This window comes from Shewanella sp. 10N.286.52.A9 (assembly GCF_041468985.1).
GTDB classification, from domain to species: Bacteria; Pseudomonadota; Gammaproteobacteria; order Enterobacterales; family Shewanellaceae; genus Shewanella; species Shewanella japonica.
On the sequence record NZ_JBFRJQ010000012.1, the window covers coordinates 96,465 to 112,727 of the forward strand.

Consider the following 16,263-nt stretch of genomic DNA (forward strand, 5'->3'; position numbering starts at 1 on the left):
CCTTTTATCAATAACTTTAGATTCAACAACTTATCAAATAACTAGAAGTTTATCGAGCGTAAATCAGCCAGTTTTTACTCTCTTTACTCAAGAATCATTCGTGTAAAATGATAACTGTATATCTATCTAGTGCTTTAAGGTCAGATATAGTGAGCAATACATTAGAAAATATAAGGTGATATTTCCACTCTCCGCCACATGAGTTTCTCTTGCTAGCTCGTTAGGGGAAAAAGCGAGTTACGAACACTAACTTTATACCTTATTCAAATTGGCTTATTTACTTAAAGGCAACACCACAAGCTAATCCATTGCTTGCCGCTAGGATGTTCTGAACGAGCGAAATGTCGTGAACACATGGTCAATGATGTTCCCGACATCATCATGACATTTCCCATAACCTATGGGTCAGATGTGAAAGAGCGACCTTATGTGCAGATGCATCCAAGACACGCCGTAAACACATCCATGTTTTCGAAGGTCTTGAACGCATCTTCACTGGGTTTATTGTCTCTTCGATTTGGCTGTGTTTGTGACAAATTAAAGAGCTAAACAGCTCAAGTTGTATAGGTGTTTTGTTCTTCTTAGAATGCACAATTTGAATTGAGGTAAGCAACGCCCCATCGGAAGTGTTAGTGATTTTTGCAGCTTGCTGTAGCAGGCTGCAAAAGAAGGTTAACGCTGGATGATTCTCCGTTGGAAATTTTGCTGTTTAAATTTCGCCGGAGCTGCGGGGCGTAGCTCTTAGCGAAAAGTAAGAGGGAGTAGCAGTTCACTCCCTTTTAGTCTGGTGTGTGCGAAGCGCCACGACGTTAATCTAAACGAAGTTTGGAAAATGCCACGTTCCACAAGTAGAGATAAGTAACTCTCTGTTGAAGTTGAGTAACCCCTGTGTCTAAAGATACTTTTGAAACCAGTTTACTAACTCCAAGTTGACCTTGTCTTTGCTGTTTCTCAAGTAATGGTCATCAGAATATAGCACCAGTTTATGGGGAATATCATATTTGGTTAATGCATCAGCAAGTACAATGGATTGGTCCGCTGCAACACGTTTATCTTTGGTGCCGTGGATCAGTAAGATAGGTACATTGGGGGATAAATCATTGACCCAATTGATAACAGAGCGTTTCGATAACTCTGCATCTTTTTTGAGCCCATAATAAGGAATTCGTTTTTTATAAACATTTTCCATTTCTGGGCGTTCTAGTAACCCTTGTTGTAAATCTGATACGCCCGCAATTGTAGCAATTGCTTTGATGCCGCTTGCTTGTTTCATGGCTAAATGTGTCTGCATACCGCCGCGGCTGCCTCCGTACATGCCAATGCGCTGCGGATCTGCGCCTTCAGTATTGGGGATTAAATCGAGTAGAGCAATAACGTCACTCACATCTTTTCCGCCAAATTCATCTTTAGCACTTGGCTGCTTAACATGAACTCCACGGTATTGACTCCCGATGATGACAAAGCCTTGCTCTACAATCGGAAATAATTCGTACATCATCGTGCCAAAGACAACACTGCCAAAGTTGCCGTTACCACCGCGGTTATAAATTAAAACGGGTAACTTAGCTTCAGGCTCTTTGGGTTTTATGACATAGCCCATCACCTCGGTATTATTTACCGTATAACTAAATGTGCTACAAGATAAATTCGCTTTAAAGTGATTGAACTTTTCTGTGCCAAACGTGGCATCAAATTGTGATAATGCTTTATTGAATTTGTGTTCAATTTTTAATTTCTTTCGATACTTTTCTTCCATGAATTTATGCCAAGTATCGTAGTCAGCAAAAATAGTACTAAAGCAATTTGTCTGATTACTGACGCTATCATCGTTAATTAACTTATTTGCTTGAGCGCTGAAGGAAGAGAATAAGAAGGTAAATAGAAGAAAATACTTTATCACGTGAACTCCATGTCTGTGATTAAACTTCTTTTGATGTGTATGTAATAGGCCAGCTAGCTTAAGTGATTGATAAGATTAAATCAACGGAGAGAATTTGTTTAATAAATTCAAGTTTAATGGTTTTTCGAATGTTTCATTTGAATTGAGGTAAGCAAGAAAATCGCATGAGTCTGGCCACGGCCTTTTCTCGCACATCCATGTGCTTCAAGGCAGTTAGTGTATCCTTCACTTAAGATGCCAGCTAGCTTTCGAGGGGAAGGGTGACTCTTTGGCATCCATCCCATCGTGACATTCGTAATTCTCTATACATCAGACGCCCCATCGGAAGCGTTAGTGATTTTTGTAGCTTAACGAAGCGGGCTGCAAAAGAAGGTTAACGCTGGATGATTCTCCGTTGGAAATTTTGCTGTTTAAATTTCGCCGGAGCGCTGAGGGATTGTTAAGGGGGACAAGCGCTTTCCCCCTTAGCTCTGGTGTGGGCGAAGCGCCACGACGTTGACTTAATCCAAACGGATTTTGACGGTTGGTCAAACCTTAGCCAAAAGTTGATCAACAACTCAATATCAAACGTATGTTTGAATACTTCTTACTTTAAATAAAGAAAGTTTAGATATAGAAACTTGAGATAAAGAAAGACATCAATAAGGGGCATTAAAAAGCCCCTTAGAATCGAAACTCTAAAGGGCTAGTCAATACTCTATGTTGCAAGTGATCTGCAAGAGCTGTTTTGCGCTAACAAAACATCAAGGGTAATGTCGAGTAGAGTCAGCAAGCAATTGCATACTTTAATCTACCTTTCATTGTATTGCCGCCAATGGGTGTCTAAAGCTAAGACACAAACATGAGCAACAATATAAAACGGTTTAGTACGCTTGGTACATTTCAACAAATACTTTTTTGTAGCTGTTGATGAAACGCTCAAATAATTTAGTCATGTGCTAAATCTCCACTCAGTAATATTAAAATTAGTAGAGTTGGGGATGCAACTTGATGTCCATTTTGTTCAAGTCCAATCGACCTTCTCTGAATACAAGGAGAATTCTATATTCTCCTTGTAAAACACTCAAACGAAATAAATTAATCTTAGCTATTAGTATAACTTATCCGAAACTTAAGGTTTATATTGGTTGAAATGTTATTTAAGCTCTTATCCTCCTGATTTTTAACGTTATTAAATGTTGAGTAGTATCTGTTTAGGTGTAGATAATCTAAGTCTTAAATGTTAAATGTTTATTTTTTGCTTTAGGAGGGCTTTGATTAGTTTTAGGTGGTTTAGAGATGTTGATTTTACAAAAATGTAAACAAATCCCTAGCAGTTATTTGAGTTGAGGTCAACACCTAATAAGTGGTACTTTGCGCCCATGCTCAAAACCCGTAAAAAACCACATTTTTATTGCTGAATATGTTGATTGGAGTCAAATTTCGGTGATATAAATTACAGGTCTACAGTATTTGGTTTTTTATTTAAGTTGTTGATATTTAATGATTAATCATTATTGGTGGTTTTAGTTTTGTAGTGTTAAGTCACTTTTTACGCTTAAGTGTGATAAATGTCTCATTTACGAGGTGTTTTAACAAGATAAACTACCCACGAGATTGAGATGAAATAAAGCTTGTGTTTAACAAGTTGTTAACGTGGCAATGTTGCTACTTAAAGTATTTTAAATTTTTTCCTGCAATGGCACTTGTTGTGATTGATGGGAATCATCATGGCATTTGGATGTACCGAGTAAGGAGTCGCCAATGATTATTGAAGAGGTTGTAGAGCTGTCACGATTGCAGTTCGCGCTAACAGCCATGTATCACTTTCTGTTTGTACCTTTAACCTTAGGTTTAGCCTTTATTTTGGCGATCATGGAGTCACTTTATGTGATGACTGATAATCAAATTTATAAAGATATGACTAAGTTCTGGGGTAAGTTGTTCGGGATTAACTTTGCACTCGGTGTGACAACCGGTTTAGCAATGGAATTCCAGTTTGGTACTAACTGGTCATATTTCTCACATTATGTGGGTGATATCTTTGGTGCCCCATTAGCAATTGAAGGCTTAATGGCATTCTTCTTAGAGTCTACTCTAGTGGGTATGTTCTTCTTCGGTTGGGATCGTTTCAGTAAGCGCCAACATTTAGCTGTCACTTGGTTAGTTGCTATTGGCTCTAACATGTCAGCGCTATGGATTTTGATCGCAAACGGTTGGATGCAAAACCCAGTTGGGTCAGTATTCAATTACGAAACAATGCGTATGGAAATGACTAGTTTTGCTGAAGTGGTATTTAACCCTGTAGCACAAGTTAAGTTCGTTCATACGGTTGCATCAGGTTATGTTGCCGGTGCAATGTTCGTTCTTGCAATTAGTTCATACTACATCCTTAAAGGCCGTGATTTACCATTTGCGCGTCGTTCATTTGCGATTGCAGCAAGTTTCGGTATGGCTGCGATTTTATCGGTTATCGTACTAGGCGATGAATCTGGCTATAAAGTAGGTGAAGTACAACGCGTTAAGTTAGCGGCAATTGAAGCGGAATGGCACACTGAGCCAGCTCCAGCAGCATTTACTGCGGTAGGTTTCCCGAATCAAGAAAAAATGGAAACTGACTTTGCTCTAAAAATCCCTTATGCGATGGGTATCATTGCTACGCGTTCTTTAGATGAGCAAGTCACAGGTATCATCGACTTAATTGATGAACATGAAGTGCGCATTCGTAACGGTATGATTGCTTATTCATTCCTTGAAAGACTGCGTGCAGGTGACGAAAGTCCACAACTACGTGAAGACTTTGAAGCGGTAAAAGGCGACTTAGGCTATGGCTTATTGTTGAAGCGTTATACTGAAAATGTAGTTGATGCGACAGAAGAGCAAATTAAAGCTGCTGCGAAAGACTCTATCCCTAACGTTGCGCCTATGTTCTGGTCATTCCGTGTGATGGTTGGTGCTGGTGTGATTATGTTATTCGTGTTTGCTGCGGCATTCTGGCAAAGCACGCGTCACAAGATTGAAGAAAAACCTTGGGTACTTAAAGCGGCGCTATACAGCTTACCACTACCTTGGATTGCGATTGAGTGTGGTTGGTTCGTGGCTGAGTACGGACGTCAACCTTGGACGATTTCAGAAGTGTTGCCGACCTTTATGTCTGCATCAAGTCTAACAACGTCTGATCTATGGTTCAGTATCATTTCTATCACTGTGTTCTACTCGATTCTATTAGTGATTGAATTGTTCTTAATGTTTAAGTTTGCTCGTCTTGGCCCATCAAGCCTTAAGACTGGTAGATATCATTTTGAAAACCAAGATGCTTAATCTGAGGACCTGATTATGTTTGATTATGAAATGCTAAGATTTATCTGGTGGGCTCTGGTTGGCGTATTGCTAGTTGGGTTTGCTGTGACAGATGGTTTTGATATGGGTGTGGGTGCGTTATTACCTATCATTGGTAAAGATGACACTGACCGCCGTATTATGATCAACACCATTGCTCCTCACTGGGATGGTAACCAAGTTTGGTTAATCACCGCTGGTGGTGCGTTATTTGCTGCTTGGCCTATGGTTTACGGTGTATCTTTCTCTGGCTTCTATGTGGCTATGATGTTGGTACTGTTTGCGTTATTCCTACGTCCTGTTGGTTTTGATTACCGCTCAAAAATTGAAGATCCAAGATGGCGTAAGTCGTGGGATTGGGCGTTATTCGTTGGCGGATTTGTTCCACCACTGATTATCGGTGTTGCGTTTGGTAACTTACTCCAAGGCGTACCGTTTAATTTTGACGAATTTTTACGTGCGACATACCACGGTGGCTTAATTGGTTTATTAAACCCATTCGGTTTACTTGCTGGTTTAATCAGTGCATTAATGGTGATGATGCAAGGTGCATCATGGCTACAAATGAAAACTGAAGGTGAGCTACGTGTTCGTGCTGCTAAAGCGGCGCAAATTTGTGGCTTACTTGTGACGGTACTATTTGCTGCTGCAGGTGTTTGGTTAGTTAATGGTATTGATGGCTATGTTATTACTTCGGTAATTGACACTGCGGGCCCTTCAAACCCAACGACTAAAACCGTTGCTGTTGAAGCTGGTGCTTGGTTAGCTAACTACGATAAATACCCGCTAACAATGTTATTCCCTGTATTGGGTCTAGTTATGCCGATTCTTGTATTACTCGCTAGTCGTTTGAATCGTAGTGGCTTTGCATTCTTATTTAGCTCACTCGCTATTGCAGGTATTATCGTGACATGTGGCGCAGCAATGTTCCCGTTCATCATGCCTTCATCGCTTGATCCAAACGTGAGCTTAACAATGTGGGATGCCACAGCAAGTGAAATGACTCTGAACGTTATGACTTGGGCTGCGATTATCTTTGTACCTATCGTATTAAGCTACACCATTTGGACGTACTTCAAGATGTATGGTCGTCTAAACCGTGAGTTTATTGAAAAGAACAAAGCGTCACTTTATTAATTAAGGAGCCATTATGTGGTATTTCTCTTGGATACTAGGTGTATTACTAGCCTGTGCTTTTGGCATCATTAATGCGCTTTGGCTTGAAAACACTGAAAACTTAGATCGTATCAGCGAAGCTGATGCAAAAGATAAGTAAGTAATTTGAGCTGATAAAAAACCCTGCCATAGTGCAGGGTTTTTTATTGCTTTATTAACTCAATGAAGGCCAGCTGTTCATGTTAACTCTTAATAGGAACAGTCTAAATCGCGAATTGATTATGGGGTAATTGCTTTTATTGATATTGAGCAGCAGTAATAAATTGGCCGAAACTTTCGCACCAAATAATGACGGTATTGTAATCGCCAACATCAATATCCTTTGTAATTGGCACTAAAAAATTATCGAAGGTTTTGACGTCAGCCACTTGCACCATAGAGGACTTTAGGCGGTTAAAGTCGGCTTCTGTTTCAACAAACTCTTTAGCAAGGTATACCTTAAAGTCAGGCCCAGGCGATAGCTTACCGTTTAAGGTAATGTAATCATCGCCAATCATCACTGTTCCTTCTCCCCAGTGCAGTGCATCGCTGTCTTTAAGGTCCCGAGTGAACTCTGCTGTGTAGCGTTGTTGGGTATCTAACGATGCGACTTTTTCACTTGAAGGCGCATCAGGCGCAGTTAAAATCGGTAAGGCATAAATGCCACCACCAAAACCAATAGCAAGAGCCAAAGTGTGAGATGCAAGAAGGGCTGCGAGAGTTCGTTTTTTCATATTGATTCCGTTTTTAACACCAGGGACTAACATCAAATACACTGTGTGTTAGGCTGTTTGTTCAAATAAAAAAGGCATGTACCTATGGGACATGCCTTTATAAAGACCTGAGTTATCAGGATATTATTTCAAAGAAACGCATTAGATTTTAAAGAAATTAATTTTAGTATTCAGTTCGCTGGCAAGAGAACTGAGTCCATCAGCCACATCGACGGTTTCGCTAGCGCGTTCTTGTCCTTCGTTTGCGAGTGTCGATATTTGATGTAGGTTACGGGTGATTTCGTCAGCGACTGCACTTTGCTGCTCTGTTGCACTCGCAATGCTGCTAGTGAAGGTGGCAAGCTCACCAATACTTACGGTGATTTGGCTTAACTGTTCACTGGTCTCAAAGCCTTGCTCTGCCGATTCAGTGCCGAGTCTATGGCTGTCTGACATTTGCTGGCTGGTAACCTTAACTTGCGCTTGCAGTTGGCCAATGGTTTTACTGATTTCGGAAATCGAACTTTGCGTGCGCTGTGCTAACGATCTTACTTCGTCAGCGACAACCGCAAAACCTCGTCCTTGCTCGCCTGCTCGAGCAGCTTCAATAGCAGCATTTAGTGCGAGCAAATTAGTTTGCTCGGCAATACTATTAATCACTTCTGTGACCTGATTAATCGCTTCACTCTCTTTACTGACATTTTCAATGTTATCTTGGCTTTCATTAAGCTGGGTTTTAAGCGCATTCAGCGACTCAACAACGTCAGTAAGCTGCTTATGACCGCTACGAGAGGATTGATCCACTTGTTGGCTCTTGACTGCCCCTTCGTTCGAGTGACTAGCAACATCTCGAATAGAAGCTGACATCTCTTCAATTGCTGTGGCAATTTGGTTCGTTTGCATCATTAATGATGCCGATTCATCGCCATTTAACCTTGCCATCTCTTGGGCTTTTTGAGCCTGTGACTCAAGGGTCTCTACTGAGTGCTGCAGCGAGAAAATCAGCTCTTTTAAGTTGTTTGACATGTCGGCAGCACTGAGCGTAATTAAATCTATTTCGTTCTTGCTATTAGGATCACTGACTTCAAATTGCTGGGATAAATCACCTTTACCTAAGGCTTTCAGTTGTTGCTGGAAACGTTGCAAAGGCGCTAATGCTTTTATTTGCAGAGCAGCTAATAACCCACTTATTAGCAGTATCCCTAATACGGCAACACCAGTGGTAATATACAAGAGTTGTAGGCTTTCATTATTAAGCTCAGCGGTTTGAGTTAATCCTATTAATGTCCAGTTCCACCCCGGTATATTGATACTGTTAGCAAACATTTGCTGTTGTTGGTGGTTAACATATTCAACGCTTTGGTGGCGGCCCAATAACTGGTTGATGTCTAGGCCATTTAATATGTCGCTATTTAATGCTTCACCCGTGGCGAAGTTGGGATGCGAAATCAGTCGTTGGTCATTGTTGCGTACCAACATGTAATGGCCCGTTTCTTCAACTTTGAGATTATTAATTGTCTTTTGCAGCTCAGAAATTGAGGCGGTGATATCAAAACCAATATACAAAATACCGATGACTTCATTGCTGGCATTTTTGATTGGTCGGTAAACGGTCATGTAGTCTTTACCAAATAGTTTAGCGTAACCTTCATATTCATTACCGTTTATCAATGTTTGGTAGCCTGGGTGGCTACTACCTAGGTAAGTTGCCAATGCCCGTTTACCATCGGCTTTTTTCAGTGAAGTCGAAATACGAAGAAAGTCATCGCCGTCTTTTACAAAAATGGTGGCTGTGCCGCCAGTTAAGTTTGAAAAACGATCTACTTTACTTTTGGTGGCGTTAATTTGCTCTTTTTCATGTACTAGGGCAGGTGTTTGAGTGCTGTAAACTCTGACGGTGCGATCTGGTTTGTGAAAGTTTCCAGGGTACATTGCACGTAGTATGTCGGCATTACGGCGGGCTAGGGCAAGTAAGCTTGTGTACTGCAGCTCAATTAGCGCTGCATTGCTCTGCATTTGCTCGTTCATCGAGTCGATGGCTTTTTCTTTTAATACGTTTGATGAGCTGAAATATGACACGGAAGAAATGATGCTGAAGACTAAAACCGTCAGCGCTAAAGAAAAGTACGTTATTTGTTTTGTTAGAGACCAACTTCGATAGTTCATTTGATAGTTTCCGAATTAAAGGTCACTCCAATCTAGAGCAAATAATGCCAAGATGACTTGATTGAGATCATGTCTAGATTGAGTAAATTCGTGAATGTGTAATTGGCGATTCTATAATAAAAAACGACGCATTAATGCGTCGTTTTTTGTTGGTTAGTAGTTGATTGTATTAAACTTGTACGGGCGACAATATTTCAGAATTCTGTTGTTTTTTCTTCATTAAAATAAGGTACATGGTGGGTACCCAAATAAGTGACAGCATGGTGGTTAGTAATGTGCCGCCCGCAATTGCAATGGCAAAGGGTGGCCAGAATCCACCGCCAGCAATGATCAAGGGTAAAAAGCCGCCAATGGTGGTGATAGTGGTTGAGCCAATGTGTCTGCCACAGCCACTCACTAAGGCAATAATGGTGTCTTTATTGCCTAACCGGGCCTCTGGTACGTCTTCTAATTCAGCTAAAATCACAATAGCAGCGTTAATTGCCAGGCCCATTAAGCCTAACAAGCCAATGATGACGGTAAAGCCGAACGGATAACCAAACAGATAAACGGCTAGTAAGCCAAGCCCAGCAGATTGGAAGGCACTGAGTAAGATAATGGCGGTTAATCTAAATGAGTTAAACGATAACACTACAGTGGCCAATAGCAGTGTCACTACCACGACGATATTGGACAGCAAATTACCAACGGCTTCGTCTCGTTTGGCACTTTCACCACCAATTTCAAGATGATAACCAGACGGTAACTCAATTTGTTCTAACCTTGTTTTAACGTCATTGAGCACCTTACCGGGTAAAACTCCACTGACGATGTATGCTTCTATCGTATTCACTCGCTCGCCGTTACGGCGAGGAATACCGCCACGACTCACATTAATTTGGTTTTGTGATACTGCTGAAAGCGGGATGGTGTCTCCTTGGCTAGAGACTAAGTTAAGTTCTGCTAGACGCGTTGCTTCTTCTCTAGACGTATCAGCAAGCCTAACTCGAACAGGTAATGATTCCGTTTGCTCTAAAATGCTGCCGCCAATAATACCTGTGGTCGCCATTTCTATTTGCTTAGCGATATCAGATAAACTGAGACCACTCATTAAGCTGGCATCTTCGTTTATTTGTAACCAGACTTTAGGTGATCCTGCACTCAAGGTGGCACGGGTATGAATCACATCCTCTGTGTCCATCAGTAAGCCACGCGCTCGCTCGCCTAACTGGTTTAATGTATCCAATGACGGGCCATAGATCCGCAGTTCTACTGGTGCATTAAATGGTGGGCCTTGTTCAAGCTTTCTGACCAAGATTTGTGCCTGAGGGAAGTCAGCATCAAACTCTTGTTGCAGCGATAAAATCAATCTATTGGCAGCGTTAAAATCAGTGACTTTCACCATAGCTTGAGCATAGTTTGTTGCCCCTTGCTGACGTTGGGTAAGGTTATAATAAAACGAAGGCGTATTACCGCCAACCACCCAAGTGATCATTTCAACATCGTCAATCGACTCAAGACGTTCATCAATGCTTTTAACTTGTTTAAGGGTGTTATCTAGACTGACATGAGGCGCTAAATAGACTTCAATTTGGAACATATCTCGGTCTGAAGGCGGAAAGAATTGCTCGGTCATTTTAGTCGAAGCATAAAAGCCCGATACCGGTAATATTCCGATGAGTATGGCTGTGAGTAAGGGTTTTGATAAGCCAAAGCGTAAACTGACTTTAAAAGCGTGTCCTAGGCGAGGAAAGGCCATGCCTTTTTGGTACCAAGCCATGGACTCGTTATCTTGACTAAAGCGTCCCGCAAGGCCTGCAATAATCGTGTGGGAAATGAGGTAAGACCCTAACAAAGCGAACATGACTGAAATAGCAATGCCACCGACAAACTCACCAGCAGCGCCAGGCATGAGTACAATTGGCGCAAAAGCTAACATCGTGGTGATAGTAGAGCCAGCTAAAGGCAACCAAAGGTGATGCAAGGTTTTACTCACAGCCTCAAGCTTGGTTAGCCCTTGCTTGCGGCGCTGGGCAATGGCATCGACAATCACAATGGCGTTATCAACCATGATCCCAAGAGCAACCACTAAGCCTGTGACTGACATTTGATGGATGGGTAAGCCGGTGTATTTCATGCAAGCAAGGGTGAAGAGCGCAGTTAGCGGTAGTGATAGCGCCACAATAACGGCGTTACGCAGCCCAAGTGTTAACATAAGTACAAAAAGAATGATCAAAAAGCCTTGGATCAGATTGATGACTAAGTCGCCAAGACGAACACTGGTATAACCTTGTTGATCAAATAGCCATTGCACCTCAATGTTAGCAGGCAGGTTTGCACTATAGCTTTCTACTACCTGACTCACTTGTGCTTGCCATTTATCAACACGGTTATTATCAATCATACGTGCTGACACTAGTACCCCAGGTTCGCCATTAATTAAGGCGATGCTGGTAGCAGGGGTTTTCGGTTGACGACTGACATTCGCCACGTCACCAAGGCGAATAATCTGGCCGCTTGCATCAATTTTTAGCGGTACTTCGCTGACCCGAGTAATGGAATCTAGCTCACCTGATACCTCAATTAAGGCTTTGAATGTGGCGTTATTGATTTCACCTGCTGAAATTTTACTGTCAGCGTTTGACAGAATGCTTGCAATGCTTGCTGGGGTTAACTTGAGTTGGCTGATTTTATTGCCATCAAGTTCTACTAATATTTCTTCATCAGGTGTGCCTGATAATTTTACAAAGTCAGTGCCGTTTAATACCCGAAGTTTGCTTTGTAATTCTTTAGCGTAGCGGTTTAGCACATCAGTACGGATGGGGGTGTCGCTGTTCCATACCAAGCCTAAAATGGCAGTGTTGGCATAGCCTGTTTGATCGTCCAGTAAACTATTTTGCGCCGATGTAGGCAGTTGATATTTACTGTCTGCAATGAGATCTCGGGCTCTAGACCATACGGGAGCAGTATCAAGTACCGTGTCTTTTAACTCCAATTGAATCACTGAAATGCCAGGACGAGAAGTGGATTGAACCAGCTTTAGCTCTTCTAGGCGGCGCAGCTCATTTTCTAATACTTCAGTGACTAACGCTTCGACACGTTCAGCTGAGGCGCCAGGGTACTGGGTAATAACCGAAGCAAAGCGATTGGTTATGGTGGGATCTTCTGTGCGAGGCAAACTACTAATAGCGCCTAAACCAGCCACCAATAGTAATGCAATCATAAGACTGGCGAGTCTGCCGTTTTCGACAAAGGCCTTAATCATAATGACCTCGCCACAGTCTCAGAAGTGGGATTTACACGCTGTCCTACCACCAGTTTATGCAAGCCTTGAGTAATAATTACATCGTCTTTTTGAATCGCACCATTGATGTAAGCTTGTTTTTCTGTGGTATATAAAATATCAACGTCTCGACGTTCTATTCGGGCTTGTCCTTGTTCATTTTTCGTGACCACAAAGACATTCCATAAGCCTCTAACACCGTCGGTAAGCGATGAGATTGGCACCCAATATCCCGCATCAGCAATTTGCTGTTGATACTCAAGGTAGGCAATTTCGCCATTAATCACTTGGCTATTGTTGGGTAAGTCGATACGTAATTGAACAGTACGAGTGACAGGGTCTATTTCGGCGCTGATACCAGCGATTAAGCCTTTATGGGTTTGGTCTCCAATGCGAATATCAACGACTTGATTTGATTTAAGCGTTTGAGCGACGCTATGGGGAACACCAATATAGGCTTGCTGTTGATTTGTGCCGATTAAGGTAAACACTGGGCTACCTAACGCGATCACTTCACCTAAATTATGATGACGTTTGCTGATGGTGCCATTAAATGGAGCGACTAATGTTGATTTCTCAAGTTTAAGTTCTGTGGCGTATAGCGAGGCTTTAAGGCGTTTTTGATTGGCTAAAAGACTAGCGACTTGCTGCTGGGTTTCATCGAATTGCTGCTCAGAAACATACTGCTTTTTTTTGAGCTCAATGGAGCGTTCCAAGTTACTTTGGGCTAAATCTAAATCCGCTTGGGTTTGTTGCAGTGATGCACTTAATTGTTGCAGCTCAGCTTCAAGTAATTGGGTGTTTAAGGTGGCAAGCTTTTGCCCTTTAATCACAGTATCACCGCTGTCGACGATAATGTCACTTAGCTTGCCTGCAAGTTCAAATCCTACACCTGTGGTATCAGCTGAGCGGACAGTGCCTGTGTAACTTTGCTGATGTTGATAACTTGAATTAAACCGTAAGGGTTGGGTGATGACATTCGGCACAGCCACAGAAGGCGTTGGGATGGTTTCATCATTGCCGCAACCACTTAGCAGCAAAAATGAAATGACAATACTGAGTGCGGATAATGAACGCGTCGCTGTTTTCATGGGTACATTCCTATTGCTAATGCAACTTCCAAGGCAAATCATAGCTATTGTATTGACCTGCGAATGACATCTGTGTGATGCTCAATAATTAAAACTAGACTGTCTAGTCCATTTTAGGCTTAGTTTATGGTCAAAAAACTAGACTGTCTAGTCTAATTTGTGAATAAATGTTATCATTGTTGTTTAGTTGTAAAGCGATAACGTGCGCCTGTTGAGACAAAAAAGAAGAGTTTATGAGCAAAATTTCTGATATTCCAGTGACATGTAATCATGACTTGCCGCGAACAAGAAGTGAGCAAAAAAAAGCAACGATACTGCAATCGGCCATTGAGCTTTTTTGTGTTCAAGGCTTTCCGAGCACCAGTATGGATATGGTGGCGAAGAAGGCAGGCGTATCAAAGCAAACGGTTTATTCTCACTATGGTTCTAAAGATGAGTTGTTTATTGCTGCTATCGAATCTAAATGTGTTGTTCATCAGTTAACGGGCAACTTACTAGAAGACGCAACAAATCCTGAAAATACAATTCGTACCTTTGCGCACCAGTTTGGCGAGCTAATCATTAGTGATGAAGTCGTTGCTGTATTTAAAACCTGTTTGGCTCATGCTGAAACTCACCCGAATTTATCCAAGCTTTATTTTGATGCTGGCCCCAAACACATATTGGGCTTATTAAGTGAGTACTTGGATGAAGTCAACAAACAAGGCGTTTTTTATTTTGAAAAGCCGCATGACTGTGCCGTGAGGTTATGTTTAATGTTGTTTGGTGAGGTAAAGCTTCGACTAGAGCTAGGCTTAGATGTGAGCGATTTAATTGCAGGTCGAGAGCAATATATCAACGATAGCGTTAACCTATTTTTAACGGCTCACCGTATTTAAGATTTGAATGTAAATCAGTGCTTTTGTGTCATGCTAAAACTGTGTAATATCTCATAATATATTGAAATTGTGATCCAAATTGGTAGTGCCTTGGTATTACCTTTTGCTATTGAGTATTAATCATTTCGACCACAACAATAATGAGAAAGGAAGCAGTTAATGAAAGTTATTCCAAGCTTGTTCCAGGCTAATCAGCTTGATGTAAGTTCTGTTAAAAAAGTGGTTAAGTTAACAGCGCTTGCTGGACTTCTCCTTGCTCCTCAAGTTATCGCGAGAGATTACTCCCCGTTTAAGTTTCATGTCTCGCGCACTTCCACAGACTCAGCCCAAGTGGGTGACACTAACGCTGAGTTACAACGTGATGTTTGGCGCTTAAAGTTATCGGGTGCGATGCCAATCAACAAAGAGTGGATGATCGGCGCTAATATTGGTTATGACAATTTAGATTATGGCTTTAAAAACATCGATAGCGGTGTGTTGAACGGCCAAGTCACGCCTTGGAGTTCAATCAATAAATACAGTGCGGGTTTGTCACTGATTTACCGTCCAAATCAGAATTGGATGTTTATGGTTGCGCCTAAGCTGCAATATGCTTATGCCAATACCGCATCATCTTCAGATGCACAAAGCTATGGTGTAGTTGGCTCGGCGATGTATCGTTTTGAGTCTGGCAACATGCTCGGCTTTGGTGTGGCATATCTTAATGATATTTCAGAAGTTAAAACCGTACCTTACATTGCCGTGCGCTGGAAAATTACTGATAAGTTAACGCTAGGTAACCCCTTTGAAGCGGGCTTTAGTGGACCTGCTGGTCTTGAGTTGACTTATAATTTGAATGAAAAGTGGGATTTTGGTTTAGGGACATCTCGACGCACAGAGCGCTTTTTGATTTCAGATGCTGAGCAAACCATTGAAGTGGAAGAGTGGGTGAGCTTTTTAAGAGCGGGCTGGAATATCAGTGATAAAGCGACAGTGAATGCTTATGGCGGTTACTTCTTTAACAGTGAAATGGAGTTAAGTCAGCCAGAAGTGACTGATGAGCTAGAAAGTCAAGCAGCTATTGGTTTAGCGTTCGATATTAAGTTTTAATCAGTCAATAATTAGATTGTTGTGAACAATAAAAAAAGCGACCATTGGTCGCTTTTTTATTGCAAGAATAGCGAGGGCTAATTCGCTAACATATTCTTGCGTAGGCTCTTTTGAGCTGGGTCGTCGCCTAACCAAATCTTCAGCAGTGCTTGTCTAAACGCTTCGCCTTCAATAGTGGCTTGTTCAACGCCGTTTTTAAAACTGGTTACGCCAGCACTTTTATGAGTAACAAAGGTAAATTGATCCCCTTTGCTGACTTCTTCAGTAAATAGGCCCATAAACTGAGTGATTTCAGCTTGTATTGGACTAATGTCACCGTCAGTTGCGCTATCAAAACCTTCGTTAATGGCATCGACCATTTTATCTGAGGTAATCATACCTGAGGTGATGTTAAGGCGAACAACTGCTATTGGTTGTGCTAATACAGACGTTAAATCGGTTGCTGGCGTTGCGATATAGAGGCTGCCAACATACAAATCCATAAAGAATTTACTGCGTACACCTGCGCCATTTAATGCAAGAGACTGCTCTGCGATTGTCAGGTTATCTTCAAGTTCGACACCTGATACGGTTTTAGCTTGTACTAGCGTCGATGAAAATAAACTTGTTGAAAGAACAGCGGTTAGAGCGATTGTTGAAAATGCTTTCATAGAGGGACTCTTTTTATAATTGTATTGATAGGGCCTGTTGA

The 16,263-nt window shown here is 41.7% G+C and carries 11 protein-coding genes; 5 read left to right on the plus strand and 6 right to left on the minus strand.

What is annotated here, in order from left to right; genetic code table 11:
* Positions 1–892 precede the first annotated feature (892 nt).
* Entirely contained in the window at positions 893–1,900 is a 1,008-nt protein-coding gene (locus AB4128_RS11315; RefSeq protein ID WP_372037699.1) for an alpha/beta hydrolase family protein, read from the minus strand.
* Between the two features lie 1,743 nt (positions 1,901–3,643).
* Here AB4128_RS11315 and AB4128_RS11320 point away from each other — a divergent pair.
* Genes AB4128_RS11320 through cydX form a run of 3 tightly spaced genes read left to right on the plus strand, consistent with a single transcriptional unit; the run spans position 3,644 to position 6,494 of the window.
* Positions 3,644–5,200, plus strand: a complete 1,557-nt coding sequence (locus AB4128_RS11320; RefSeq protein WP_065108577.1) for a cytochrome ubiquinol oxidase subunit I — start codon at positions 3,644–3,646, stop codon at positions 5,198–5,200.
* A gap of 15 nt (positions 5,201–5,215) precedes the next feature.
* Positions 5,216–6,355 carry a cytochrome d ubiquinol oxidase subunit II gene (gene cydB / locus AB4128_RS11325; protein ID WP_055025093.1) on the plus strand — a complete coding sequence of 380 codons (1,140 nt, stop codon included), beginning with the start codon at positions 5,216–5,218 and terminating at the stop codon, positions 6,353–6,355.
* A 13-nt stretch (positions 6,356–6,368) separates the two neighbouring features.
* The gene (cydX, locus tag AB4128_RS11330) at positions 6,369–6,494 is read left to right on the plus strand and encodes a cytochrome bd-I oxidase subunit CydX (protein ID WP_063124246.1); all 126 of its coding nucleotides are present in this window, start codon (positions 6,369–6,371) and stop codon (positions 6,492–6,494) included.
* Between the two features lie 136 nt (positions 6,495–6,630).
* Here the strand turns inward: cydX and AB4128_RS11335 are convergent, their stop codons facing one another.
* The 4 genes from AB4128_RS11335 to AB4128_RS11350 form a co-directional block, all read right to left on the minus strand.
* Positions 6,631–7,107 carry a DM13 domain-containing protein gene (locus AB4128_RS11335; RefSeq protein WP_055025092.1) on the minus strand — a complete coding sequence of 159 codons (477 nt, stop codon included), beginning with the start codon at positions 7,105–7,107 and terminating at the stop codon, positions 6,631–6,633.
* Positions 7,108–7,248: 141 nt separating this feature from the next.
* Entirely contained in the window at positions 7,249–9,252 is a 2,004-nt protein-coding gene (locus tag AB4128_RS11340; RefSeq protein ID WP_372037700.1) for a methyl-accepting chemotaxis protein, read from the minus strand.
* A gap of 169 nt (positions 9,253–9,421) precedes the next feature.
* The gene (locus AB4128_RS11345) at positions 9,422–12,496 is read right to left on the minus strand and encodes an efflux RND transporter permease subunit (RefSeq protein WP_372037701.1); all 3,075 of its coding nucleotides are present in this window, start codon (positions 12,494–12,496) and stop codon (positions 9,422–9,424) included.
* The gene (locus tag AB4128_RS11350; RefSeq protein WP_372037703.1) at positions 12,493–13,605 is read right to left on the minus strand and encodes an efflux RND transporter periplasmic adaptor subunit; all 1,113 of its coding nucleotides are present in this window, start codon (positions 13,603–13,605) and stop codon (positions 12,493–12,495) included. Before AB4128_RS11350 ends, AB4128_RS11345 begins: the two co-directional genes overlap by 4 nt.
* Positions 13,606–13,838: 233 nt before the next feature.
* Between AB4128_RS11350 and AB4128_RS11355 the strand changes: the two genes are divergently transcribed.
* On the plus strand, positions 13,839–14,483 hold the full coding sequence (locus AB4128_RS11355; RefSeq protein WP_372037704.1) for a TetR/AcrR family transcriptional regulator: 645 nt from the start codon (positions 13,839–13,841) through the stop codon (positions 14,481–14,483).
* Between the two features lie 159 nt (positions 14,484–14,642).
* Positions 14,643–15,572, plus strand: a complete 930-nt coding sequence (locus tag AB4128_RS11360) for a DUF6268 family outer membrane beta-barrel protein (RefSeq protein ID WP_372037705.1) — start codon at positions 14,643–14,645, stop codon at positions 15,570–15,572.
* 77 nt (positions 15,573–15,649) lie between these two features.
* On the opposite strand, the gene AB4128_RS11365 is transcribed toward AB4128_RS11360, so the two are convergent.
* Positions 15,650–16,222, minus strand: a complete 573-nt coding sequence (locus AB4128_RS11365) for a chalcone isomerase family protein (protein WP_055025086.1) — start codon at positions 16,220–16,222, stop codon at positions 15,650–15,652.
* Positions 16,223–16,263 lie beyond the last annotated feature (41 nt).

Excerpts from the sequence above, each read along its gene's own strand:
- AB4128_RS11350 (WP_372037703.1), bottom strand. The coding sequence starts at position 13,605 with ATGAAAACAGCGACGCGTTCATTATCCGCACTCAGTATTGTCATTTCA.
- AB4128_RS11360 (WP_372037705.1), top strand. The coding sequence starts at position 14,643 with ATGAAAGTTATTCCAAGCTTGTTCCAGGCTAATCAGCTTGATGTAAGT.
- AB4128_RS11335 (WP_055025092.1), bottom strand. The coding sequence starts at position 7,107 with ATGAAAAAACGAACTCTCGCAGCCCTTCTTGCATCTCACACTTTGGCT.
- AB4128_RS11365 (WP_055025086.1), bottom strand. The coding sequence starts at position 16,222 with ATGAAAGCATTTTCAACAATCGCTCTAACCGCTGTTCTTTCAACAAGT.
- AB4128_RS11355 (WP_372037704.1), top strand. The coding sequence starts at position 13,839 with ATGAGCAAAATTTCTGATATTCCAGTGACATGTAATCATGACTTGCCG.
- AB4128_RS11345 (WP_372037701.1), bottom strand. The coding sequence starts at position 12,496 with ATGATTAAGGCCTTTGTCGAAAACGGCAGACTCGCCAGTCTTATGATT.
- cydX (WP_063124246.1), top strand. The coding sequence starts at position 6,369 with ATGTGGTATTTCTCTTGGATACTAGGTGTATTACTAGCCTGTGCTTTT.
- cydB (WP_055025093.1), top strand. The coding sequence starts at position 5,216 with ATGTTTGATTATGAAATGCTAAGATTTATCTGGTGGGCTCTGGTTGGC.
- AB4128_RS11340 (WP_372037700.1), bottom strand. The coding sequence starts at position 9,252 with ATGAACTATCGAAGTTGGTCTCTAACAAAACAAATAACGTACTTTTCT.
- AB4128_RS11320 (WP_065108577.1), top strand. The coding sequence starts at position 3,644 with ATGATTATTGAAGAGGTTGTAGAGCTGTCACGATTGCAGTTCGCGCTA.